This window comes from Sphingobacterium sp. E70, from assembly GCF_019285695.1.
Classification (GTDB): Bacteria; Bacteroidota; Bacteroidia; order Sphingobacteriales; family Sphingobacteriaceae; genus Sphingobacterium; species Sphingobacterium detergens.
In genome coordinates this window covers 1529638-1550384 of the sequence record NZ_CP079104.1, presented here as the reverse complement: position 1 = coordinate 1550384, position 20747 = coordinate 1529638, and the positions used below count along the sequence as shown (strand labels likewise).

The window sequence follows — 20747 nt, the reverse complement described above, 5'->3', positions numbered from 1 at the left end:
ACTTTTTATATTTTGAGGAATAGGGGAGTAACATTATTCTGTCACAACGCCCATATTGCTGAATTTGTCAATTCGTTCTTTGATCAATGTATCGCTGTCTTTTGCTGTTAATTCAGCTAGATCTTTCAATAATTGTTCTTTAAGATTAGCGGCTGCTTTTGCCGGATCTTGATGAGCACCGCCTAATGGCTCAGGAATGATACCGTCTATCAGACCATTGCTTAACATATCGCTGGAAGTTAGTTTCAGTGCTTCGGCTGCTTTCTCCTTGTGATCCCAGCTTCTCCATAAGATGGATGAGCAAGATTCTGGTGAAATAACGGAATACCACGTATGTTCCATCATATACACACGATTACCTACTCCAATACCCAAGGCTCCTCCGGATGCACCTTCACCGATAACGACGCAGATGATAGGCACTTTAAGTACCGCCATCTCCATGAGGTTGCGCGCAATGGCTTCACCTTGTCCACGCTCTTCCGCTTCCAAACCAGGATAAGCTCCCATCGTGTCGATCAAAGTGATCACAGGCTTATTGAATTTTTCAGCCATTTTCATCAAGCGCAATGCTTTACGGTAACCTTCGGGATTGGCCATGCCAAAATTATGATATTGACGTTCTTTGGTATTTTTACCTTTCTGATGACCAATAATCATAACAGGATTACCATCGATTGAGGCCATTCCACCTACAATTGCCTTGTCATCTTTTACCGTACGATCACCGTGCAATTCAATAAATTCATCGCAGATAGCTTCGATATAATCATAGGTCTGTGGACGATCCTGATGACGGGACATTTGAACATTCTGCCATCCAGTTAAATTGCTGTATATTTCTTTTTCCGTAGAAGCAAGTTTTCCTCAAGTTCACGAACGGTTGCGCTCATATCAACTTGGGTTTTTTCGGCAACTTGTGTTACCTTTTCAATCTGCAATTGCAAATCTGCAATTGGCTTTTCAAAATCAAACGTGGTTTTCATATATCTATTTTATGAAAATATTCAGGGGCTAATTTAGCGCATTTTTTCCGAAATTAAAATTTGAGCGTACAATATCATTGGAAATCCTTTGTTACATTTGCGTTATAATCTCGGTGGTGGCTTAATTTTTGATTGTAAGCCTGTGAAAAATGTTGACTTATGCTGAAAAAATACTTTTACTTTCTTTTTCTATTGATTTCGCCCATACTTGCCAGATCGGAGAGCTATCCGGAGGTTCTATTTGATAATAGTATAATCAATGGAAGCTATGCAAAAAGCATGGCGCATTACACTGGAGAGTCTTGGGTACAAAATGTGAATCATAGTCTTCCTGTTTCGGATAGCCTGTTTTTTACTCCAGGAACTCGCTTTCGCTACGTTACGTTTCATCCCCAATGGTAAATGGGAGGCCAGTATATTAAATGATAAGCAAAAATTTCAGTATATGATCGCTAAGGATGATCATTTAACCTTTAAATTGTTTATCCAAAGTAACACCGAAAAAGGACAGTTGCCTAAAGTTGCCCTGCAACAAAACGATGTACGCAGTAATGCCCTGGATATTACCCATTACATCGAAGACTTTGCCTATGATACTTGGCTCAATGTTTCTATTCCTGTATCGAAATTTGAAGGGATTTCCATCGGAAAAGCCGTTTCCTCGTTACTATTGGAACAAAATGGAACCAGTGCAACTACCCATCAACTTTTTATTGATCAAATAGAATTTCTTCCAAGAAATTATCCAAAAGTGAAACTGTCATCGGCGGCTATTTTATCTAAAATAGGTTCTGTAGACAAGCAAGTTGAACTTGTGTGGCAGCTGCCCTTAACTCCGAGTATCCGCTACGTGAAAATTTATAGATCAGAGGATAAGCTTAATTTTCAGCCAATTGCAATCTTGCCGATCTATATGCAGAAGTGTCTCGATCGGGTGAATGAGTATAATAAAAACTATTATTATAAAATAGCATGGGTTGACTACAACTATGTGGAGTCCCCATTTTCCGATGTAAAAGAAATACAAACCAAAAAGGGACCGATGCTGAGATGCTAAATTTTATTCGCAACGCGCATGTCAACTATTTTATTGATAATTATGATGTAAACAGTGGTATGTACCTCCCTGACCGTGGAAATCGGCAGGCAGTTGTTTCAACGAATGAAACAGGGTATGCCATTTTGGGCCTGCTTGTTGCTGCTGAAAATCAATTGATATCCAGACAGGCTCTATTATCGCGGATGACACGTATGGTGAAATTCCTAGGGGCAGCACAAAATCATCAGGGTGTTTTTACTGCCTTTTACGATGGGAGATCAGGCGTGCCCTTCTATCGGGATTCTATACCTACTTATGATATAAGAGGAACTTCCCATTTAATGGAATCATTGTTAATCGCTCGTGAATACTTCGCGAAGGAGAATCCGGAAGAGCAATCCTTACGTAAATCAATTACCACATTATGGGAAAGAATAAATTGGCGTTATTTTACAGATCCCAATAATACCGATGTTCTCTGGAACAAGTGGTCGCCTATAGATAGTACAGCGAGGTCACGTCCATTGGGTGGATTTAATGAGAGTCTAAGTACTTATCTGCTGGCGATGTCTTCTCCTACACATCCTTTAGCCGCTTCAGCTTACATGAATGGATTTGCAACCAAACATGGGGATGCAATGGATTTTACTGATGAGTTAAATACGTTGGCTCCAGAGATAAAAACAAAATTAAATGACTCACTTGCGCAGTCTATAAGCAGCAATCCACTGATCGGTAGTATTTGGAACGCACCTGCCTCAATCTATTCGGATGATAAGGTTATCTTCGCTAAAAGTATTGCAGGAGGGAATCTGACGGAGTCACTGATGTCGGTTTATCGACCATTTTTAATCATGGATCCGAAAGGAAAAGTGGATAATTTTGTGGATTATAAAAAGTATCTGTCAGATTATATACTAGCCTATAAGCGGAGAGATAATGAATTGAATATCGGGACGAGATTTACGGACATCTGGGGTGTTGAACACACGGATAATGCTTATCAGGGTATTTTGTCAATCCTGCAATTTCAATTGCCTCCTATCCATTTGAAAGGGAGATAGGTATGAAAGCCATGCGTAAATTTTACGAGGAATATGCCGATGTGCTGTTTACACAATATGGATTCAGAGCATGGATCGACCTGAAAAACAATGATGTTTCTGAAAGCTATCGGGCAAGGAATCAGGCTACAATAGCCATAATGATCGAAAATGCCAATTCAGGGATGATCTGGAAGTTGTATGAACGGATCCCAGAGATTAAAAAGACATTGGATACAGTTTATGTGAAGAAATAGATTTGTTACGATCTGGTAGACGGAAAAGGAGTGCCTTTTTGGAGTTTTTTCCTTATATTTACGCTGCTTAAATCGACAATAAATACGTTAAAAACGATGCTTAGAAAAATTAATTTGGGACTATTGGCCGTATGCGCAAGTTTATCATTATTTTCTTGTAAACAACAGGCTATTGTAGTTAATCCTGGGGCTGTTGTCACAAAAGATGGAACTGATGATGGTTTGAAAAATGTGAAAAAGGATTTTAATGATGCGAAAAGGACTGATGAGGGAATTAAATTCAGTATTTCATCCGATCTATTGTTCCCGACAAATTCTTCCTATCTGTCTGACAAAGCGAAGACTGAAGTAAGTAAGCTCGCCGTAATTTTGAACGAGAACAACAATAAAATTAAGGTTGATGGTTATACTGATGCGACTGGTACTGTCGAATATAATCAATGGCTTTCGGATAAACGTGCTGCATCAGTAAAGAAATTCCTGGTAGATTCAGGTGTACAGGAGTCGCGTATTACTGCTAAAGGTTTTGGTCAGTCAAATCCTGTGGGCGATAACAAAACACCGGACGGACGTCAGAAAAATAGAAGGGTGGAAGTGACTATTCTAGATAAAAAATAAAATTATCAGGACCTTTTCCTGAACTAAAAAGCGAGATATTTTATGAATATATCGCTTTTTTATGCCTTTATCAGAGGTGTTAAGCATTCTTTTAAAATGCTTCATGTAGTTAGCTCCTATCTCCATACGTATAATCGCGCTGATCATAATATAAATTTTAGACAATATTGGAAGAAAAGATATCCGTTGAAAGAAATGAATTGCGTCCTCCTAATTTTCGGGAGGCACTCCGGTTTTGGTTTATTCTGGGCTGGATAAGTTTTGGTGGAACAACAGGGCATATTACCCTAATGCATGATTTTTGGTGGACAAGAAAAAGTGGGTAAGCAATAAGAAGTTCTTTCAGGCGCTTAACGCCTGCATGCTGCTACCAGGACCTGAAGCTCATCAACTGACCATTTATCTTGGCTGGAAATTGCATGGTCTGAAAGGTGGGATATTAGCGGGCTTGTTCTTTATTTTACCTTCTCTGTTTATCATATTTGGACTTAGTCTGGTGTATGTCTACTTTGGCAATTCTACAATTCTTTCTGCGTTATTTTCGGGTTTAAAACCTGCGGTTCTAGCGATTATACTGTTTGCAACCTATAAAGTGGGGCAAAAATCATTATTGAGCACATGGCATTATGTCGTAGCTCTGGTGGCATTTTTACTTTCTTATTTTGTTAAAATACCTATGCCCTGGATTATTCTTGGGGTTATTGTTGGGGGCTTCATTCTTTATTTTTTAAAACAAAAAAAGCCACCGCTATAGCTGAAAAGGAAGAAGCGGAAGATGTCGAAGAATGTTATCCTATTAATTCGTTAGAGAAAGTACCGCCAATTTCTGTGCGTAAGATTGGTATTCAATTATCTGCATTTTTCCTGTTGTGGTTGGGGCCGTTTATTTTCTTGTATTTATTTATGCCAGATGCTGCATTTTGGAAAGAACTCTCTTTTTGTTTACGAAATCGGCTTACTTTACCATTGGAGGGTCATATACTGTTATTCCCTATATCGCAGGTCTGGTTACGGAAAAACTTTTTTGGTTGACAAAAACGCAAATGATAGATGGTTTTGCTTTGGCCGAGACGACGCCGGGTCCGTTGGTAATCGTGTTGGCTTACGTGGGGTTTATGGCTGGATTCAACCATTTCGACCATTCCTATGTCATGGCTGCGGTAGGTCTGGTGGCTACCGCTTATTTTACTTTTTTGCCAAATTTTGCATTAATCTTCGTTGGGGCTCCCTTGATTGAGCGGTCTCAAAAGAATGTGGCCATCCAGTATGTACTTTCTTTGGTCACGGCCTCTGTGGTGGGGGTGATTGTTAATTTAGCTTGTTATTTGGGACAGGGTATTTTGTTTCCGAAGGTATTCGCGGTAGCGGAGTTGGATTGGAAAGCATTGCTATGGGTTGCTGTTTCAGTTTTTCTATTATTTCGCTATCGGATCGGGATGTTGCATCTGATACTTTTGAGTTTGCTTTATGGCTTTTTGCTTTACCTGCTATTATAAACAAGAAAAGCCCATCGACTGATGAGCTTTCTTGTACCTAGGGCGGGAATCGAACCCGCACTCCCTTAACGGGAACAGGATTTTAAGTCCTGCGTGTCTACCAGTTCCACCACCTAGGCAGGTGAGCGAAAAACGAGATTCGAACTCGCGACCCCAACCTTGGCAAGGTTGTGCTCTACCAGCTGAGCTATTTTCGCATGGAATTTTTATTTCAATTTTAAAAAGAACCTCGTGTTCCTTTTTGGTGATGCAAATATAGAGCGAAAATTTAATATTGCAAAATATTTGTTTACTTTATTTTGTCGTTTTTTATAACTCCTTTGAATTCAGTATAGAAAAAATTAAATCGCTTTCAAATCCCTAGACAACGCAAATTGATAGACTTTGTTCCTAACGATGAAAGAATCTTTGCTGTTTATTTCCCGAATTTTTTTGTCAATAATATTTTCCAATATAGTCTCGTATTCGTCCAGGTCAATCTGCTTGAATGCAATTTTTATCAATTGCTCAGAAACCCGCTTTCCCTTTAGAGCCTGTTTGATTTTGATTTTGCCCCATCCTTTCATGCGAAGCTTCCCATTACAATAGGCTATCGCGAAGCGCTCTTCATTTAAAAAGTTTTCTGCGATTAAATTTGCTATAGTATTTTCGACATCCTCCTCATGCAGCCCCCAGCCGTAAAGTTTGTCCCGCACTTCTTGTTGGGATCTTTCCTGGTAAGCACAATAACTTTCAGCCTTTAATTGAGCCTGACGTGCTGTTAGTATCTTTTTGTTTCTTTTATCTTCTTCGAACATATTGTCAAAATTTCAAAAATAATATGAAATAACTAAAAAATGTTCAGTTTTGATCCAATCAAAATATCAGGAGAATGTATAAAATATCGGAAATCGTCCAGATTTTACACCCTAATCGCACATTTATCACGGATCCCAATTCTTTAGTTCAGCATTTATTTTATGATAGTCGGAAGATTGTTCAGGCTGATAACGGTGTGTTTTTCGCACTTCAGAAGAGTAGGGATGGTCATCATTATATCAAAGAAGCCTATGATAAGGGCGTGAGAAACTTTGTTCTGCAGATAGATGAGGAGCAGGAACTGTTATTTCCGGATGCAAATCTGATATGGGTTTCGGATAGCCTCGAAGCTATGCAAGTATTGGCGGCTTTTCATAGGCAGAAGTTTAGTTTTCCGGTTATCGGCATCACTGGCAGCAATGGGAAGACAATAGTCAAGGAATGGTTATATCAGCTCATGTCTCCTGAATATAAGATCTACCGTAGTCCTAAAAGCTATAATTCACAATTGGGTGTTGCACTTTCGCTATGGGGCTTATCGGACCAGTATAACCTGGCGATTATCGAAGCTGGAATTTCTGAGAAGGGAGAAATGGTGAAGTTGGAAAATATGATCAAACCAACAATCGGCCTACTAACAAATATAGGCGTGGCCCATAAAGCTGGTTTTGAGTCAAAGAACGAAAAGATCTACGAAAAGATCAACTTGTTCAAGGATGTTGAAACCATGATCTTTCCCAGCCGTTATGTGGAGGATATTCAACTGCCCTATCGACCTCGAAAGTTTTCCTGGGGTTTGATGAAGGGCTTTCATTGGAGGTTTATTCCCTCAAGCAGGTGGATGATAAGTTCACGGTAGCCACACTTTTCTATGGCGGACGGACATTTGCCATCGAGGTACCTTTTGTCGATAAGGAAATGTGGAAAACGCGATCAACTGCGTTGCCGTTATGCTGCGTTTTGGTTATGAAAAAGAGGTAATTGCATCGAGAATTAAGGAGCTACAACCAGTTGCGATGCGATTAGAGCTAAAAAAGGGAAAAAGAATAGCTCGATTATTGATGATTCCTATAGTAATGATCTGGATGCCCTGCAGATCGCGCTTGAGTTTTTAAATCAACAGGGACAGCATCCCCGAAAAATATTAATCCTTTCCGATATACCGGGCGTAAATATAACGGATGAGAAAAGTTTGTCAAAATTGAAACGCTTACTTTCAGAATACCGGCTAGATAAACTGATCTTGATTGGGGAGATCTTGACACAGGTCGCTGATCAATTTGCTGTTCCATCGGTGTCTTATCCTAGTACAACATCATTTTTGGAAGATATCAGGGCTATTCAATTGGAAGATTCTACTATTTTATTGAAAGGGGACGGAGTTTCACTTTGAACGAATCAGCCGGTTGTTGGTGGCTAAATCACATGATACTGTGCTTGAGATCAACCTGAATGCCATGGAGAATAACTTGAATGTCTATCGCCAGCTGTTGCCAAAACATGTAAAATTGATGTCGATGGTCAAAGCATTTTCTTATGGCAGTGGAAGCTTTGAGATTGCAAACCTTTTACAGTTCAATAGGGTGGATTACCTGACTGTTGCATTTGCCGACGAAGGGGTTGATCTGAGGGGAGCAGGCATCACATTGCCAATCGTTGTGATGAGCCCGGATGAAAATACGTTTGAATCCATCGTTCAGCATAATCTCGAACCTGAGATTTATAGCTTTCGAATTCTGTCTTCTTTCTTGAATTACTTAAAAGGGAAGGGGATCGCGTCCTTTCCGGTTCATATCAAAGTGGATACAGGAATGCATCGTCTTGGTTTCATGCCTGATGAGGTCGATAGACTCATTACGGAGCTAAAAGAAGGTTCGATACTTCAGGTAAAGTCGGCATTTTCCCATTTGGCCTCCGCTGGAAATAAGGAGGATAATGCTTTCACCCAACAACAGATTGATCTCTTGGATCAATTTACAAAGCGCCTTGAAGAAGGTCTCGGTTATTCATTCTTAAGACATATTGCAGCGACTTCGGGCATCGAACTATGGCCGCAGGCTTATTTTGATATGGTTCGGTTGGGAATTGACTGTATGGGATCGATATTGAACGACATGATCTTCCGCTTAGAGAAGTCAGTAGTTTGAAGACCAATGTGACGCAAATAAAACATTTGGCTGCTGGAGAGACAGTAGGTTATAATCGGCATGGGGTATTGCACCGGGATAGCAAAACTGCAACCATAAAAATTGGTTATGCAGATGGTTATGACAGACGTTTTGGTAATGGTGTGGGTAAGATGATGGTCAATGGCTGTCTTGTACCAACGATCGGAGATATTTGCATGGACATGTGTATGCTTGACGTTACGGATATCGAAGTAGCCGAGGAAGACGAGGTAATCGTTTACCCCGATATTAAGCTTGCTGCGAAATCTATCGGAACTATTCCTTACGAATTGTTGACGAGTATCTCGCAACGGGTAAAAAGAGTATATTTTTATGAATAATAAAGGATATTCTGCATTTTTGTATAAATATATTTTGATTTACTAACTCATGCTGGGCAAATTATTCAGGGATTTATTAATTATCTAATTCGAGGTATTCTCGTTGTTGTACCATTGGCTGGTGCTGTCTTTCTGATCGTATGGATTTTTGCATCGATAGACTCTGCGCTGAATCTGACTGAACATTTTTTCAGGATGAAAAAGGGCATCCGCTATATATTCCCGGAATCGGAATCTTAACAGTCATTCTTATCCTTGTTCTTGCGGGGGTGATATTTACGAATTTTGTGACTGATCCGATTAAAGTGTGGATCAATCATCAGATCAAAAGAATACCGCTTTTGAATACTTTGTACACCTCGATAAAGGATTTCACTGAAGCATTTGTGGGTGACGCGAAAAATTCAATGAACCCGTGCTGGTGACTGTAAACGAGTTCGGACTAAAAAGATCGGGTTCCTGACACAGCATGATCTGAAAAGTATTGGTTTAGAAAACGAGGTAATGGTTTATTTCCCTATTCCTATTCCTTTGCCGGTCAGGTTGTTATTATCAGTGCGGATAAAGTTAAAAAGCTGGAGATGTCACCTACGGATGCGATGAAACTTGTGGTTTCCGGTGGTGTCAGTGGGATAGCGCATTAGAACATTAACGGAGTAGGGCGTAACGAAAAAGAATCTATACAGCAGGTAAACAACGATAGGATTTGTGGAGGGCGATGCTTCTACAATTGAAAATAGAAGCAAAGCGGTCGGGGTCGTTTATTGTACAAATTTCGAAGATATCCCTCTTTTTTGACATAAAAATTTAAGGCCCGTCCAGCTTCCTTTGGCTGATCTGTACTCAAGATGTCTGCACCACGTTCAATAAAGCTAGCATACAACTGAAATCCTTTTTGGCGGCTTGTCTGTCGAGGTTACCTTGGGTGCCCAGAATGCACATAATTCCATGATCATGCAATACTTTGGTCAGCTCAGGATCAGCTTCCCGTGTGCCCACGAAGGCTAGCAGCTTATTGTCAGGGATATCCTTCTCATTAAGGCGGGCAAGATCATCAAGGTTCTTCACAGAAGCGGATATCATTAGGTCCCCAGCCAAGTTATGCACTTTGCCGGCTTGACCAGCACTATACGTGATGATAACAACACTGGATTCGGCACGTTGCTGACGGATGACATTGATCACCGATTCGTAGGGTACATCATTTTTAATGTCCAGTGTAAAGATGACCTTTCCTTTTCCCCAAGCGAGTGCTTCGTCAAGTGTAGGGATCTTGTAAGGAGTTATTTTCTTGTTGTTGTCTAGCAAACGTAGTTTTTGAGTTCGGCCAATGTACGTTCACTGACGGATCCTCGACCTGTCGTGGTGCGATTGAGCGTATTGTCATGCATAAGTACCAGCGCCGAATCTTTGCTCAAGCGAACATCACACTCCACAATAACAGGTTGTAGACCGGCATTGTAAGCGAAGGTCTCTAATGCATTTTCGGGATAACCAGAAGTAGGGCCGCCACGATGCAAGCTAACCAGCGGATAACGATTGTCATCGTAAGTCAGAAATTGATAGAGATCTTCTACGGTCGTCAGCTGAATACGCTTGCCCACAGGTAAGCCTTCGGTGTCGCCACTATGGCGAAAACAGCTGCTAAGAAGTAGTACACAGCTTAAGAATAAAAAAGAAGTGCGGGCGTATGCTCATTATTAGCTATTGTACGATTAAGTATTATGCTGATTGATCAGGGTAACTAAAGCCTCTACTGTTGTATTGAGCTGGTCTATTGTTAGATGGGCTTGGCTGTAGTAGGGCTCGCGTTCGGTTAATTTCTCTTCGATAAAGACCCGTAATTCTTCCGGTGATTTGCCGATTAGAATAGGTCTTTTGTGTAATTTCGATTGTGACAGACGATCAAATAAGGCTTTGGGGCTCATTTGCAGATACACCGCATAACCATTGGCTTTGATCCAATCCATGTTGTCAAAAAACATGGAGCGCCACCACCGGTAGATATGACGGCATAGTTGTCCGCAAATTTGCGGATCTGTTCACGCTCAAGTTCTCGAAAGGCTGCCTCACCATGTTCGCCGAAATATTCGGTAATGCTCATGCCAATCTGCTTTACGATCTCTTCGTCGGTGTCGATAAAAGGTAAATCTAATTTGTTGGCCAGCTTTTTCCCCAGCGTGGTCTTTCCACTGCCCATATAGCCAATCAAAAAAATAGGTTTAGGCATATTATTCTATTTGTCTTTACTTAAAAATTGTCTTCAATCGTCTTTGCATCCGGGAAATTATTGTAATGCCATTTGCCCATTACATTTCCACCTTTTAACAAGATCACCCCGGATTGGCTCTGACCATACTTTTCAATGGAATTAAATCAGCATAGTATATTTCAGCAATCAATTGCATCTTATCACTCAGGTATTGAGCATCTTTGGAGGCTGAGGCAGTCAGTAAGACAACCCGAAGACCATTGTAATCTTTGGTCATCTGTGTCACCGTCTGATTGATTTTCTGGAGCGCATCTATATTGGTAGACGAAAGATCCTTGGCGACGATGATAACATTATAATAGGGGTTGGCAATGATCTCCTGCGTATGATCAGCGCCATCTGCGTCCGTGATCAATAGGTCGGGGATAGGAATATCATATCCTTTTTGATAAGCCTGCTTTCTGGCTCGCCAATGATCTCCCAAGACTCGTCCTCCCAGAGCTTATCCGCCATATAGACTTTGTCATTGACTTTCTTGGTCTCGCCTGTCTTTTTGTTTTTCATGGTATAGAGCTGCTCAAAGACATCCCCTTCTTTTCCCTCTGGAAGAACCATTAGTGAAGGGAGATTATTGCCAATTTTATAGGGTAAGAAATCTATAAAAGGAAGATAGTTGACTGTATATATGCCGATACCCAAGGAAACAACGGCTGTAATCAATGTGACAACAAATTGATTGCCGGAGCCTTTGATAATAGATCGGATCTGTTTGCGGTAAAAAAGATGATCAGGATCAGGGCCAATAGTACCAGATCTTTGGAAAAGGATTGCCAAGGAGTCAATGGAATGGCATCGCCAAAACATCCACAGGAGGTGACAACTTCGAAAAATGCGGAATAAAAGGTCAAAAAGGTGAAAAATAGGATCAATAACAGTAATCCCCAAGCCACCAAATTGGCATAGACACCAAACAACAATAGCGCACCTAAAAGAATTTCAAAACCACAGATCACCACAGCAATGGCCGTCGCGTATTCATTGAAGGCTGTCAAGTGGAATACCTCGAAATATTCCTGCAGTTTATAACCGAAACCTGTCGGGTCATTGGCTTTGATAAATCCAGAGAAAATAAAGAGAAGTCCAGTGAAAATGCGGCAAAATCCTAAAAGGTAATTTGTCTTTGTTGTCTGTTGTGCTGCTGTCATTATCCGATTATTGTTGTGCTAGTCCTAATTTAATTAACGCAAAAACTGCGTAGTTGAGCATATCCTGGTAATTGGCGTGAATGCCTTCGGAAACAATAGTTTGGCCATCATTGTCCTCGATCTGTTTGACCCGATGAATTTTCATTAGGATCAGATCTGTCATAGAAGAAACACGCATATCGCGCCAAGCCTCACCATAATCATGGTTTTTGGCCAGCATGAGGTCTCTGGTTTCTGTTACTTTTTCGGTATATTTTTGATTGACAAAGCTAGAGTCGAGGTTTTCCTCGCCATCTTCACCCAGATCAATCTGGATCATAGCCATAATGCAATAATTGATAATACCGATGTATTCGTCTATGACACCCTCCCCAACCTTGGATACTTTTTTGACCTCGAGCGTACGTATACGTTGTGCTTTGATATAAATCTGGTCGGTAATAGAAGACAGGCGCATGATCCGCCAAGCCGTTCCATAATCTTTTGTTTTTTTATAAATAAATCTTGACAGTGCTTGATAACACTGTTATATTCCTGAATAGTATCCATATCGCTTTTGAAAAGAACTTGATTAAACAAGTCGAGATTATAGGACAAATATAATTAGAAAATAGTACTTCTGATGGTCAAATGAATGTACAATTTGTGCTATTTTGCTAAAATTTAAATAAATATTTGAGATATTTCGACCATTAAAGGTTTTAAAACTAACTTTATCTTAGTTTGATATTATGTGCAGAGTTGATTGCCAACTTTGAATAGCAAGAAAATAGAAATTCATGAATTTTCAACAACCTATTATTCGCGAAGTAGAGATTACCCGATATGTTCAGCCATTTCGGGAAGGAGGATCTTTGCCGGCGCTGGTCGATGCTGATGATGGCTTTAGTTATGTCATCAAATTTAGAGGAGCAGGACAGGGACGAAAGGCACTGATTGCCGAACTGATCGGCGGTGAGCTGGCCAGATTGTTAAAATTAAGAGTGCCTGAAATCGTCTTTGCTCATCTGGATGAATCTTTTGGGCGCTCGAACCGGATGAAGAAATACAGGATCTACTCAAATTCAGCGTGGGGAAAAACCTTGGGCTCCATTTTTTGAGTGGGGCAATTACTTTTGATGCCAATGTGGATGTGATTGGAGCGGAAGAGGCTTCCAAGATTGTGTGGCTGGATGCCTTGTTGATGAATGTTGACCGCACAGTCCGGAATACCAATATGTTGATCTGGCACAAAGAACTGTGGTTGATCGACCATGGCGCATCCTTGTATTTCCACCATAGCTGGGACAATTGGGAGGAACAATCGCACAAACCTTTCGTGCAGATTAAAGATCATGTGTTGTTAAAAACGCGACCATTGTTGAAAAAATAGATGCTGAATTCAGTCCTCTTTTTACGGAGGATGTTTTTCGTAAGATATTGGCCGTTGTACCGGACGAATGGTTGGAGGATTCCGAACGTGAATTGTCAGCAGCGGATGCGAGAGAGGTGTACGTTTCATTCTTGAAACAACGTGTGGCGAGTTCGTCAATTTTTGTAAAACAGATAGAAGATGCCAGAGAGAACCTTATATGAATATGCTGTGGTGCGACTGGTACCACGTGTAGAGCGTGAGGAATTTATCAATGTTGGTATTGCGCTCTACTGTCGTAAATATCGCTTTGCCAAGATGGTCTATGCCATCGACGAGCAAAAGGTGCGTGCGCTCTGTCCTAAAATTGAATTGGAACTCATCGAAAACCATCTGTCTTCCTTTCAACGGATTTGTAATGGCGATAAAGATGCCGGAAAACTAGCTGCGCTGGATATCACAGAGCGTTTCCGTTGGCTTACCGCCAAACGGAGCACGGTCATCCAATGTTCCGCTTCACATCCCGGACTCTGTGAAGATCCCGAAGCAACACTGCAAAACTTGTTTGAGCGCCTGGTACTTTGATAGACATCGTCAGGCCACTAAATGGAGCTTGTGCCAAAAAGAGGAAGAAATGCTGGCTGCAACGATGCCCTAGGTAATAAATTTGGAGCGGGTTTGGGACTCAAATAGAAAGAAAAAAATGATTTAATCGTAGCCTTATTGCTAATAAGGCTTAATCTATCAATATTGTATAGTATATTTGTTTTAATATTTACTTTTGAAGATGCATGATTTTTATCAACATATCTATGAGCAGCAATTAGCTGTTTTAGAAATGCCTTCCAATAAGAAGATCTGTGGCTGGGCAACCAAAATTTTGGATGTGCTTTTTCCGGAGCGAAATTCTGGCGAAATGAAATCGGTAGAAGATGTAAAACTTGCCTTTGAGCAATTTGAACTGGAGTTGGAACAGCTTCTGAGTAAGTCAAAAGCCTGTGGTCATTGCAATCATGCACAAGTGGCCCATCAGTTTTTTGAACGTATTCCGGCGTTGTACGAGCTGATGTGCTGGGATGCTGATGCATTGATGGATGGAGATCCAGCTGCGCAAAATAAGCGTGAGGTTGTACGCACCTATCCCGGTTTTTTTGCCATCTGTATTTTCAGAATGGCAAATGAGCTCCACCGTCTAGGTGTGCCCCTGATCCCAAGGATATTGACCGAACATGCACATTCAAGACAGGTATTGACATTCATCCGGGGCGACCATTGGTCATCACCTTCATATAGATCATGGTACAGGGCTAGTCATCGGAGAGACTTGTATAATAGGTAATTACGTTAAACTATACCAAGGTGTTACGTTGGGCGCCTTGAGTGTGGACAAGGTCTTTTCGAATGTCAAACGCCATCCGACGATCGAGGACCATGTTATCATCTATTCCGGGGCGACTATTTTGGGCGGTGAGACACGTATAGGTCATCATTCCGTTATCGGTGGGAATGTTTGGTTGACGAGCTCGGTCGAACCTTATACTACAGTATACCACCAGGCAACGGCGAAATTTATAGATTCAAAACCAATCATATAGATACATTATGGGAAATATTATAGATACCATCGGAAATACACCCTTGGTGGAGATCACCCAATTTCATGCGAATCCCAAGGTACGGATCTTTGCAAAGATGGAGGGAATAATCCCGCCGGCTCAGTCAAAGATCGCGCGGCATAAATATGATACGTTCAGCAATGGAGCGTGGTGAAATTTCGAAAGAAAGCAAACTGATTGAGGCAACAAGTGGTAATACAGGGATCGCCCTAGCCATGATTGCCGGAATATATGGTTTAAGTTTGGAACTGGTTATGCCCGCATCGTCTACCCGCGAACGGACGTTGACGATGGAGGCTTATGGCGCCAAGGTTACGCTCTTAGAATCTATGGAAATATGCCGTGACTATGCGGAAGAAAAAGCGTTGAAGGAAGGCTATTATATCCTAAACCAATTTGCCAATCCGGATAACTATAAAGCCCATATCAAAACAACCGGGCCAGAAATTTGGCGTGATACAGATGGGAAAATTACCCATTTTGTGAGTGCAATGGGGACGACGGGAACGATTATGGGGAATTCCATTTACCTTAAAGAGAAAAATCCGGAGATACAGATCGTCGGTTGTCAACCTACACCCGAGTCATCTATACCTGGAATCAGACGCTGGCCAGAAGCCTATCTACCAAAAATATTTGATCCAAGCCGTGTGGATCGAGTGATTGATATTTCACAGCAGGAAGCGACCGAACTGGCGCGTGAATTGGTGAAACGCGAAGGAGTATTTGCAGGTATGAGTACAGGGGGCATTTGCTGGCGCATTGAAAATTGCCAGCGAAATTGAGGAAGGGATCATTGTCTTTATCGCATGTGATAGGGGTGACCGTTATTTGAGCTCAGACCTATTTGGCTAGTCCTTTCCTGGTTAAACAGACCTGTTCTATAAAATATTTACCTGTCTTTATTATGGCAAAACCAAGCATAATAAAGACAGGTTTTTTTGTTTTTCTTAACGTGTCTAATCGTCTCAAGGGCTATTCTCCTTTTATTTGTCGTGTCGTTTTCCATTGGACAGGATATCTTCAATAAAGTGTATTGGCTGGGTCTGCATATACCCAGTATACCAGCTGCCTCTTTGTCAAACCTTTGCTACAGTAGTTAAACGTTTAGTGTTATTCTCCCTGTCCGAACGTTAGCAAATTGCTATCTGGATCTAATATGGAAAATTCGCGCTGGCCCCAAGGTTTTGTCTCCAGTTTGCCATTCGGATGGATGGCAATGTTGCGTGCTAAAAAAGATTGATAAAGCTCATCAATATCATCCGTACGGATATAGATCATGCCATAATTTTCTTCGGGTGGCAGTTCCTAAATTCAAAAAAATGAATCTCGATCTGATCTTTTTGATCATCAGATATCCTTCATAATCTTCGGTGCCACAAGGTATGAAGCCCAGCTGACCTAAGTAAAAATCGCTTGTGACAGCTTTGTCGCGCATCGGTAATTTGGGGTGTATCGCAGTTAGTCTCATCGTTTACTTGTATTATTTGAATCTTATTGAAATATAGTGATTTATCTTGGATCTTCCACCTATACTTATTATTTTCCAAGTGGAATGCCAATACCGAAATATGGACTGTTATAAGTGTGATCTCATTGAACCCATGGATTTATCTTTTTGATCGTATTTGATCCTCATATTCTTCCAATAAATATCGATGCCGCATTTGATCTGGATGGCTGTGCAATCCACATTTACAGGTTGAACTCTTTTGCGATGTTTTTATGAAATATAACGTATAGTTATGACTTATTAGTATTTATAGTTTTATTGATAAATAAAAGTTATTCAATTTTGTGCCAGATCAAAACACAAAATCATGTACAAAAAGTGACTCCCACCATGCGATACAAGCATATACTCAACAAAAAGATTACTATCCGGGAAATCATCTTTATCCTCTTGCTTATCTTATGTCTGACACCAGTCGTATCAGCTCCTCTGGCGCTACTGCTGGGGATTATTGTTGCCCAGTGGATCGGACATCCCTTTTTGGCTGTTAATCACAAAGCCACGCAAATCCTTTTACAACTTTCTGTTGTTGGTTTGGGTTTCGGTATGCAGATTGACTCCGCTATTCAGACAGGCAAAGATGGATTTTTACTGACTGTTATCTCTATTATCGGGACATTGTCCCTGGGCTATGTATTGGGTAAATTATTAAAACTGGAAAAGCTAACTGCCTATCTCATCACCGTAGGAACTGCTATCTGTGGCGGAAGTGCTATTGCTGCGGTTTCGCCCACTGTGAAAGCCAATGAAAAGCAGATCAGTGTCGCTTTGGGAACTATCTTTGTCTTGAATGCACTTGCTTTGTTTGTATTCCCGGTCATCGGTCGTGCCCTAGATCTCTCCCAGACACAATTTGGACTTTGGTGTGCGGTTGCAATACAGGATACGAGTTCGGTGGTCGGTGCGGCAAGTAAGTATGGAACAGAAGCTCTTCAGGTGGCAACGACGGTTAAATTGACGCGGGCACTATGGATTATTCCGATTTCTTTGCTGAGTGCGCTTGCTTTTAATACCAAAGGGACGCGGATTAAAATTCCTTATTTTATCGGATTATTTGTATTGGCTATTATCTTGAATAGTTATATTCCATTTTTTCAAGAGATAGGAACTTATGTGGTTCATATTTCCAAAGTCGGATTAACATTGACGCTCTTTTTAATCGGAGCCAGCCTGTCAAGAGATGTGTTACTGTCTGTAGGTTATAAAGCGATCCTACAGGGGCTTGTATTGTGGTTGTGCCTTGCCATCCCTGTGTTAATTTATATTTATTTCTGTCTATAGAAAAGGGCAGTATCAAATAGCAATCGGAACCTGCTGTTGCTAGGGGAGTTAGGGTTGATATTTCAATAAAATCATATCTCTTAACAATTGACCGTTTTCATAGATAGGTTGTTCGTAATTCTCTATAAAGAAATTCGCACGGACACTATATTGAACAAAGCCATTACGTTCATAAAATCGGATCTGATCGAAACCACAATCGGCAGTGCCAACAATCAGGTTGGGGTATTGTGTACAATAAGTCTCCTGGATGTATTGTACTATTTTGCTCCCAAGGCCTTTGTTCTGATGTGAAGCAGCGACAGCAATATTTTTGATCTCCAGCGTCTCACTATCGACGGGGTATAAGCAAAATACAGCAATTGGCTGTTGCAGTTCCTGAACAACAAAGACGGAGGAATCAAAAAGGTACTTATTGATTGCGGTGACAGTCTCGTCGGCCAGAAGCAACAAATCATAAGGATAGTCCTTATGATTTGTGATCTGTTTTATTTCGAATTCAGCTAACATGTAAATAGCCTGTCTGAAGTTTTTAAAATGAATCCTATTCGGATTGATTTAATTGAAGTGGTATAAAAAGATAACATCCCCAACATAAGCCGGTTTGGCACTATCCTTAATTTTTAAAGTTGCTTCAATGGTTACTTTGATCACTCCCCTGAGATTGACAACCGATTTAACGTGTGTATGTAATTGTACTTCGTTATCGACCAGGACCGGTTGTGCAAAACGTAGGTTTTCGATGCCATAATTGATCTCCATTTTGACATTCCTTACTTCTGCAATCTGTTTCCACAAATAAGGAATTAAGGATAGGGTCAGATAACCATGTGCAATGGTCGATTTAAATGGACTCTCTGTTTTTGCTTTTTCGCTATCGAGGTGGATCCATTGGTGGTCTAAGGTTGCATCGGCAAACAGGTTAATCTGTTTTTGATCGATTGTATGCCATTGAGATTCGCCTAATGACTTTCCTTCAAAGGCTTTGTACTCTTCATAATTGTTAATTATTGTCATATGTTATGTCTTTATCGCTTTTCGTTGGAATTTGCTCCGTAGGTTACATACAGGAATATCAAATTTTGGCTAAAGATAACCATTGTCGTTAGCAATCCAAGTATGTCTGTTATTATATGTCTACTAATTGAACTGATTGTCATCAGCTGAATATGCTGCAATTACCGCATTTAAAGCGTTTGTCGCTATGATGGGCTCCCATATGTTTTTTCTACATAGGCTTTGAAGTTGTCCAAAATGGCTTGCCATCCTTGCCGTTGCATCTCAACAGGGTTTTCGAATTCAGCATCAAAAATAACGGTAATCTCGGTCGTGGATTTTTTCGAGTTGAAATTTATGGTAACCTTACGGCCATCGGGCATCGTATAGGCTATTTTTTTGAACGGTTCGAGTGCCGTATAGGTTCCTATAAAGTCAAAACCCATGGAGCCATCTTTTGCCTCCATACGATTCTTGAATTTTCCTCCGATGCGTAAATCGTTGATTGCACCTGTACAGTGCCAATCATCGGAAGCTTGATTCCATTGCATAATATCTTCTGCTGAGGTATAGGCGTTCCAGATGATCTCCACACGCACATCAATATGCGCTTGTATTTTTATCTGCTCCATATTATGTTACTGATTTTTTCTAAAGTATTTACAGTTTCCCTATTAATAACAGTTTCTTTATTAATAACAGGAAAATTTACCTTTTGTTATGTCCCCTGTAAGATAATCATTAATATGCTTCTAAAAAGATCATTAAGGATATTAGCTTGATGTGTTGTTCTTGGGAATAGACAATTTTGCGTTAAAAGGAGGGGATCCGTTGGCTTTTTGTTAACTTTATGAATGTGAATCCTTAAACCCATTTATTATGTCTCCAAAATTCCTTATTGTATTCTTTTTATTGATTACTTCGAACAGGATCTTCGCACAGAAATATCGTACCCTAGCAGATATCAGTTATTGTAAAAATACCGATACCGACGCGTATAAAAAGGAACGATGTAAGCTGGATCTTTATATTCCTACTGACCGAAAAGATTTTTCCACGATCGTCTGGTTTCATGGTGGCGGACTGGAAGGGGGAAACAAATTTATTCCATTGGAGCTTAAAGAGAAGGGGTGGCTGTGGTCGCTGTCAATTACAGGTTGAGCCCTAAGGAGAAAGCGCCAGGTTATATTGAAGATGCTGCAACGGCTGTTGCCTGGGCGTTCGCCCATATTGCTTCCTATGGTGGTGATCCGGCAAAGATTTATGTGTCAGGACACTCTGCTGGAGGATACCTAGCGTTAATGGTGGGACTGGATAGCAGCTATCTACACAAATACGGAGTCGATGCGAATCGGATAAAAGGCCTCGCACCGATCAGTGGTCAGACCAATACACATTACACCATTAAAAGGAACGTGGACAATCTATGATCATCCCACAGATTGATCAGTATGCGCCTATAGCCTTTGCACGAAAGGATGCGCCACCTATTGTATTGATCACAGGTGATGCGCGATTGGAGCTGCCCGCACGATATGAAGAGAATGCGCATCTCGCAGCAATATTAAAGCAGGTCGGTCATGCAAAAACCTCTTTATATCAATTACAGGGCTTTGATCATGGAGCCGTCTATGCACCGGGTTGCTTGCTGCTACTGAATTGGATCAAGGAGCTGGAAAAATAAAACTAGGCCTTACAAAGTTAACACAATAGTGCTAAGCCATTGATTGATTGATTGATTGATTGATTGATTGATTGATTGATTGATTGATTGATTGATTGATTGATTGATTTTCCCGTCAGAAATTTTATAAAATAAAATAAAAA

At 40.7% G+C, this 20747-nt stretch carries 31 protein-coding genes, 2 tRNA genes and 4 pseudogenes; 21 read left to right on the top strand and 16 right to left on the bottom strand.

The window, feature by feature from the left end; genetic code table 11:
- Positions 1 to 33: 33 nt before the first annotated feature.
- Positions 34 to 986, bottom strand: a pseudogene (locus KUH03_RS11215) (acetyl-CoA carboxylase carboxyltransferase subunit alpha).
- 159 nt (positions 987 to 1145) lie between these two features.
- Between KUH03_RS11215 and KUH03_RS11210 the strand changes: the two are divergent.
- The 7 genes from KUH03_RS11210 to KUH03_RS11180 all read left to right on the top strand — a co-directional run bounded on the left by KUH03_RS11210 (position 1146) and on the right by KUH03_RS11180 (position 5439).
- Positions 1146 to 1388, top strand: a complete 243-nt coding sequence (locus tag KUH03_RS11210; protein ID WP_257093338.1) for a hypothetical protein — start codon at positions 1146 to 1148, stop codon at positions 1386 to 1388.
- A 43-nt stretch (positions 1389 to 1431) separates the two neighbouring features.
- Positions 1432 to 2043, top strand: a complete 612-nt coding sequence (locus KUH03_RS11205) for a hypothetical protein (RefSeq protein WP_257093335.1) — start codon at positions 1432 to 1434, stop codon at positions 2041 to 2043.
- The gene (locus KUH03_RS11200; RefSeq protein ID WP_257093333.1) at positions 2037 to 3089 is read left to right on the top strand and encodes a glucoamylase family protein; all 1053 of its coding nucleotides are present in this window, start codon (positions 2037 to 2039) and stop codon (positions 3087 to 3089) included. Before KUH03_RS11205 ends, KUH03_RS11200 begins: the two co-directional genes overlap by 7 nt.
- Before the next feature lie 2 nt (positions 3090 to 3091).
- Positions 3092 to 3325, top strand: coding sequence for a glucoamylase family protein (locus tag KUH03_RS11195; RefSeq protein ID WP_257093331.1), 234 nt, complete (start codon positions 3092 to 3094; stop codon positions 3323 to 3325).
- A 96-nt stretch (positions 3326 to 3421) separates the two neighbouring features.
- Complete coding sequence (locus KUH03_RS11190) at positions 3422 to 3943, top strand: OmpA family protein (protein ID WP_120259505.1); 522 nt, start codon at positions 3422 to 3424, stop codon at positions 3941 to 3943.
- A gap of 304 nt (positions 3944 to 4247) precedes the next feature.
- Positions 4248 to 4697 (top strand): chromate transporter, encoded by a 450-nt coding sequence (locus KUH03_RS11185; RefSeq protein WP_257093329.1) that lies wholly within the window; start codon positions 4248 to 4250, stop codon positions 4695 to 4697.
- A 166-nt stretch (positions 4698 to 4863) separates the two neighbouring features.
- The gene (locus tag KUH03_RS11180) at positions 4864 to 5439 is read left to right on the top strand and encodes a chromate transporter (RefSeq protein WP_257093327.1); all 576 of its coding nucleotides are present in this window, start codon (positions 4864 to 4866) and stop codon (positions 5437 to 5439) included.
- Between the two features lie 34 nt (positions 5440 to 5473).
- On the opposite strand, the gene KUH03_RS11175 is transcribed toward KUH03_RS11180, so the two are convergent.
- The 3 genes from KUH03_RS11175 to KUH03_RS11165 all read right to left on the bottom strand — a co-directional run bounded on the left by KUH03_RS11175 (position 5474) and on the right by KUH03_RS11165 (position 6236).
- A tRNA-Leu gene (locus KUH03_RS11175) sits at positions 5474 to 5558 on the bottom strand.
- 5 nt (positions 5559 to 5563) lie between these two features.
- Positions 5564 to 5636: transfer RNA gene (locus tag KUH03_RS11170), tRNA-Gly, on the bottom strand.
- 144 nt (positions 5637 to 5780) lie between these two features.
- Entirely contained in the window at positions 5781 to 6236 is a 456-nt protein-coding gene (locus KUH03_RS11165) for a regulatory protein RecX (protein ID WP_257093324.1), read from the bottom strand.
- 74 nt (positions 6237 to 6310) lie between these two features.
- Here KUH03_RS11165 and KUH03_RS11160 point away from each other — a divergent pair, with 74 nt between their 5' ends.
- The 5 genes from KUH03_RS11160 (at position 6311) to KUH03_RS45790 (ending at position 9171) form a co-directional block, all read left to right on the top strand.
- The gene (locus KUH03_RS11160; protein ID WP_257093322.1) at positions 6311 to 7096 is read left to right on the top strand and encodes a Mur ligase family protein; all 786 of its coding nucleotides are present in this window, start codon (positions 6311 to 6313) and stop codon (positions 7094 to 7096) included.
- 333 nt (positions 7097 to 7429) lie between these two features.
- Positions 7430 to 7630 carry a hypothetical protein gene (locus KUH03_RS11155; protein ID WP_257093320.1) on the top strand — a complete coding sequence of 67 codons (201 nt, stop codon included), beginning with the start codon at positions 7430 to 7432 and terminating at the stop codon, positions 7628 to 7630.
- Positions 7631 to 7649: 19 nt separating this feature from the next.
- Positions 7650 to 8384: an alanine racemase gene (locus tag KUH03_RS11150; protein ID WP_257093318.1), complete on the top strand. Its 735-nt coding sequence runs from the start codon at positions 7650 to 7652 to the stop codon at positions 8382 to 8384.
- Entirely contained in the window at positions 8381 to 8746 is a 366-nt protein-coding gene (locus KUH03_RS11145; RefSeq protein ID WP_257093317.1) for an alanine racemase C-terminal domain-containing protein, read from the top strand. Before KUH03_RS11150 ends, KUH03_RS11145 begins: the two co-directional genes overlap by 4 nt.
- A gap of 269 nt (positions 8747 to 9015) precedes the next feature.
- The gene (locus tag KUH03_RS45790; RefSeq protein WP_306429553.1) at positions 9016 to 9171 is read left to right on the top strand and encodes a DUF502 domain-containing protein; all 156 of its coding nucleotides are present in this window, start codon (positions 9016 to 9018) and stop codon (positions 9169 to 9171) included.
- A gap of 418 nt (positions 9172 to 9589) precedes the next feature.
- Here the strand turns inward: KUH03_RS45790 and KUH03_RS11135 are convergent, their stop codons facing one another.
- The 8 genes and pseudogenes from KUH03_RS11135 to KUH03_RS11115 form a co-directional block, all read right to left on the bottom strand.
- Positions 9590 to 10054, bottom strand: a complete 465-nt coding sequence (locus KUH03_RS11135; protein WP_257093315.1) for a glycerophosphodiester phosphodiesterase family protein — start codon at positions 10052 to 10054, stop codon at positions 9590 to 9592.
- Positions 10048 to 10350, bottom strand: a complete 303-nt coding sequence (locus tag KUH03_RS11130) for a glycerophosphodiester phosphodiesterase family protein (protein ID WP_257093313.1) — start codon at positions 10348 to 10350, stop codon at positions 10048 to 10050. Before KUH03_RS11130 ends, KUH03_RS11135 begins: the two co-directional genes overlap by 7 nt.
- Before the next feature lie 111 nt (positions 10351 to 10461).
- Entirely contained in the window at positions 10462 to 10686 is a 225-nt protein-coding gene (locus tag KUH03_RS48520; RefSeq protein ID WP_373564697.1) for a shikimate kinase, read from the bottom strand.
- Entirely contained in the window at positions 10671 to 10976 is a 306-nt protein-coding gene (locus tag KUH03_RS48515; RefSeq protein ID WP_373564696.1) for a shikimate kinase, read from the bottom strand. Before KUH03_RS48515 ends, KUH03_RS48520 begins: the two co-directional genes overlap by 16 nt.
- Before the next feature lie 103 nt (positions 10977 to 11079).
- Entirely contained in the window at positions 11080 to 11373 is a 294-nt protein-coding gene (locus KUH03_RS45785; RefSeq protein ID WP_306429552.1) for a hypothetical protein, read from the bottom strand.
- A complete protein-coding gene (locus KUH03_RS45780) occupies positions 11370 to 11678 on the bottom strand; it encodes a hypothetical protein (RefSeq protein ID WP_306429551.1) in 309 nt (102 codons plus the stop codon). The genes KUH03_RS45785 and KUH03_RS45780 overlap by 4 nt, the downstream gene beginning before the upstream one ends.
- A complete protein-coding gene (locus KUH03_RS45775; protein ID WP_306429550.1) occupies positions 11675 to 12163 on the bottom strand; it encodes a MauE/DoxX family redox-associated membrane protein in 489 nt (162 codons plus the stop codon). The genes KUH03_RS45780 and KUH03_RS45775 overlap by 4 nt, the downstream gene beginning before the upstream one ends.
- A 7-nt stretch (positions 12164 to 12170) precedes the next feature.
- Positions 12171 to 12712: pseudogene (locus KUH03_RS11115) on the bottom strand (DUF1599 domain-containing protein).
- A gap of 230 nt (positions 12713 to 12942) precedes the next feature.
- Between KUH03_RS11115 and KUH03_RS11110 the strand changes: the two are divergent.
- The 5 genes and pseudogenes from KUH03_RS11110 to cysM all read left to right on the top strand — a co-directional run bounded on the left by KUH03_RS11110 (position 12943) and on the right by cysM (position 15985).
- Positions 12943 to 13738 (top strand): annotated as a pseudogene (locus KUH03_RS11110) (HipA family kinase).
- Positions 13716 to 14099 carry a DUF3037 domain-containing protein gene (locus KUH03_RS11105; protein ID WP_120259515.1) on the top strand — a complete coding sequence of 128 codons (384 nt, stop codon included), beginning with the start codon at positions 13716 to 13718 and terminating at the stop codon, positions 14097 to 14099. The pseudogene KUH03_RS11110 and the gene KUH03_RS11105 overlap by 23 nt, the downstream one beginning before the upstream one ends.
- Positions 14100 to 14301: 202 nt before the next feature.
- Complete coding sequence (locus KUH03_RS11100; RefSeq protein ID WP_373564695.1) at positions 14302 to 14853, top strand: hypothetical protein; 552 nt, start codon at positions 14302 to 14304, stop codon at positions 14851 to 14853.
- A gap of 28 nt (positions 14854 to 14881) precedes the next feature.
- Positions 14882 to 15109 carry a hypothetical protein gene (locus tag KUH03_RS48510; protein ID WP_373564694.1) on the top strand — a complete coding sequence of 76 codons (228 nt, stop codon included), beginning with the start codon at positions 14882 to 14884 and terminating at the stop codon, positions 15107 to 15109.
- 7 nt (positions 15110 to 15116) lie between these two features.
- Positions 15117 to 15985 (top strand): annotated as a pseudogene (gene cysM, locus KUH03_RS11095) (cysteine synthase CysM).
- Positions 15986 to 16243: 258 nt separating this feature from the next.
- On the opposite strand, the gene KUH03_RS11090 reads toward cysM, so the two are convergent.
- The gene (locus KUH03_RS11090; RefSeq protein WP_257093311.1) at positions 16244 to 16411 is read right to left on the bottom strand and encodes a hypothetical protein; all 168 of its coding nucleotides are present in this window, start codon (positions 16409 to 16411) and stop codon (positions 16244 to 16246) included.
- Between the two features lie 550 nt (positions 16412 to 16961).
- Here KUH03_RS11090 and KUH03_RS11085 point away from each other — a divergent pair.
- Entirely contained in the window at positions 16962 to 17924 is a 963-nt protein-coding gene (locus KUH03_RS11085; protein ID WP_306429549.1) for a YeiH family protein, read from the top strand.
- 48 nt (positions 17925 to 17972) lie between these two features.
- On the opposite strand, the gene KUH03_RS11080 is transcribed toward KUH03_RS11085, so the two are convergent.
- From KUH03_RS11080 to KUH03_RS11070, 3 genes are all read right to left on the bottom strand, one after another.
- Entirely contained in the window at positions 17973 to 18434 is a 462-nt protein-coding gene (locus tag KUH03_RS11080) for a GNAT family N-acetyltransferase (RefSeq protein ID WP_257093309.1), read from the bottom strand.
- Positions 18435 to 18482: 48 nt separating this feature from the next.
- The gene (locus KUH03_RS11075) at positions 18483 to 18941 is read right to left on the bottom strand and encodes a MaoC family dehydratase (protein WP_120259521.1); all 459 of its coding nucleotides are present in this window, start codon (positions 18939 to 18941) and stop codon (positions 18483 to 18485) included.
- A 185-nt stretch (positions 18942 to 19126) separates the two neighbouring features.
- Entirely contained in the window at positions 19127 to 19552 is a 426-nt protein-coding gene (locus tag KUH03_RS11070) for an SRPBCC family protein (protein WP_120259522.1), read from the bottom strand.
- 247 nt (positions 19553 to 19799) lie between these two features.
- On the opposite strand from KUH03_RS11070, the gene KUH03_RS11065 reads away from it, so the two are divergent.
- The 3 genes from KUH03_RS11065 to KUH03_RS11055 are packed head-to-tail and all read left to right on the top strand — an operon-like array spanning position 19800 to position 20604.
- Positions 19800 to 20081, top strand: a complete 282-nt coding sequence (locus tag KUH03_RS11065; RefSeq protein WP_257093308.1) for a hypothetical protein — start codon at positions 19800 to 19802, stop codon at positions 20079 to 20081.
- Positions 20051 to 20350 (top strand): alpha/beta hydrolase, encoded by a 300-nt coding sequence (locus KUH03_RS11060; RefSeq protein ID WP_257093306.1) that lies wholly within the window; start codon positions 20051 to 20053, stop codon positions 20348 to 20350. Before KUH03_RS11065 ends, KUH03_RS11060 begins: the two co-directional genes overlap by 31 nt.
- Entirely contained in the window at positions 20347 to 20604 is a 258-nt protein-coding gene (locus KUH03_RS11055; RefSeq protein WP_257093304.1) for a hypothetical protein, read from the top strand. The genes KUH03_RS11060 and KUH03_RS11055 overlap by 4 nt, the downstream gene beginning before the upstream one ends.
- Positions 20605 to 20747 lie beyond the last annotated feature (143 nt).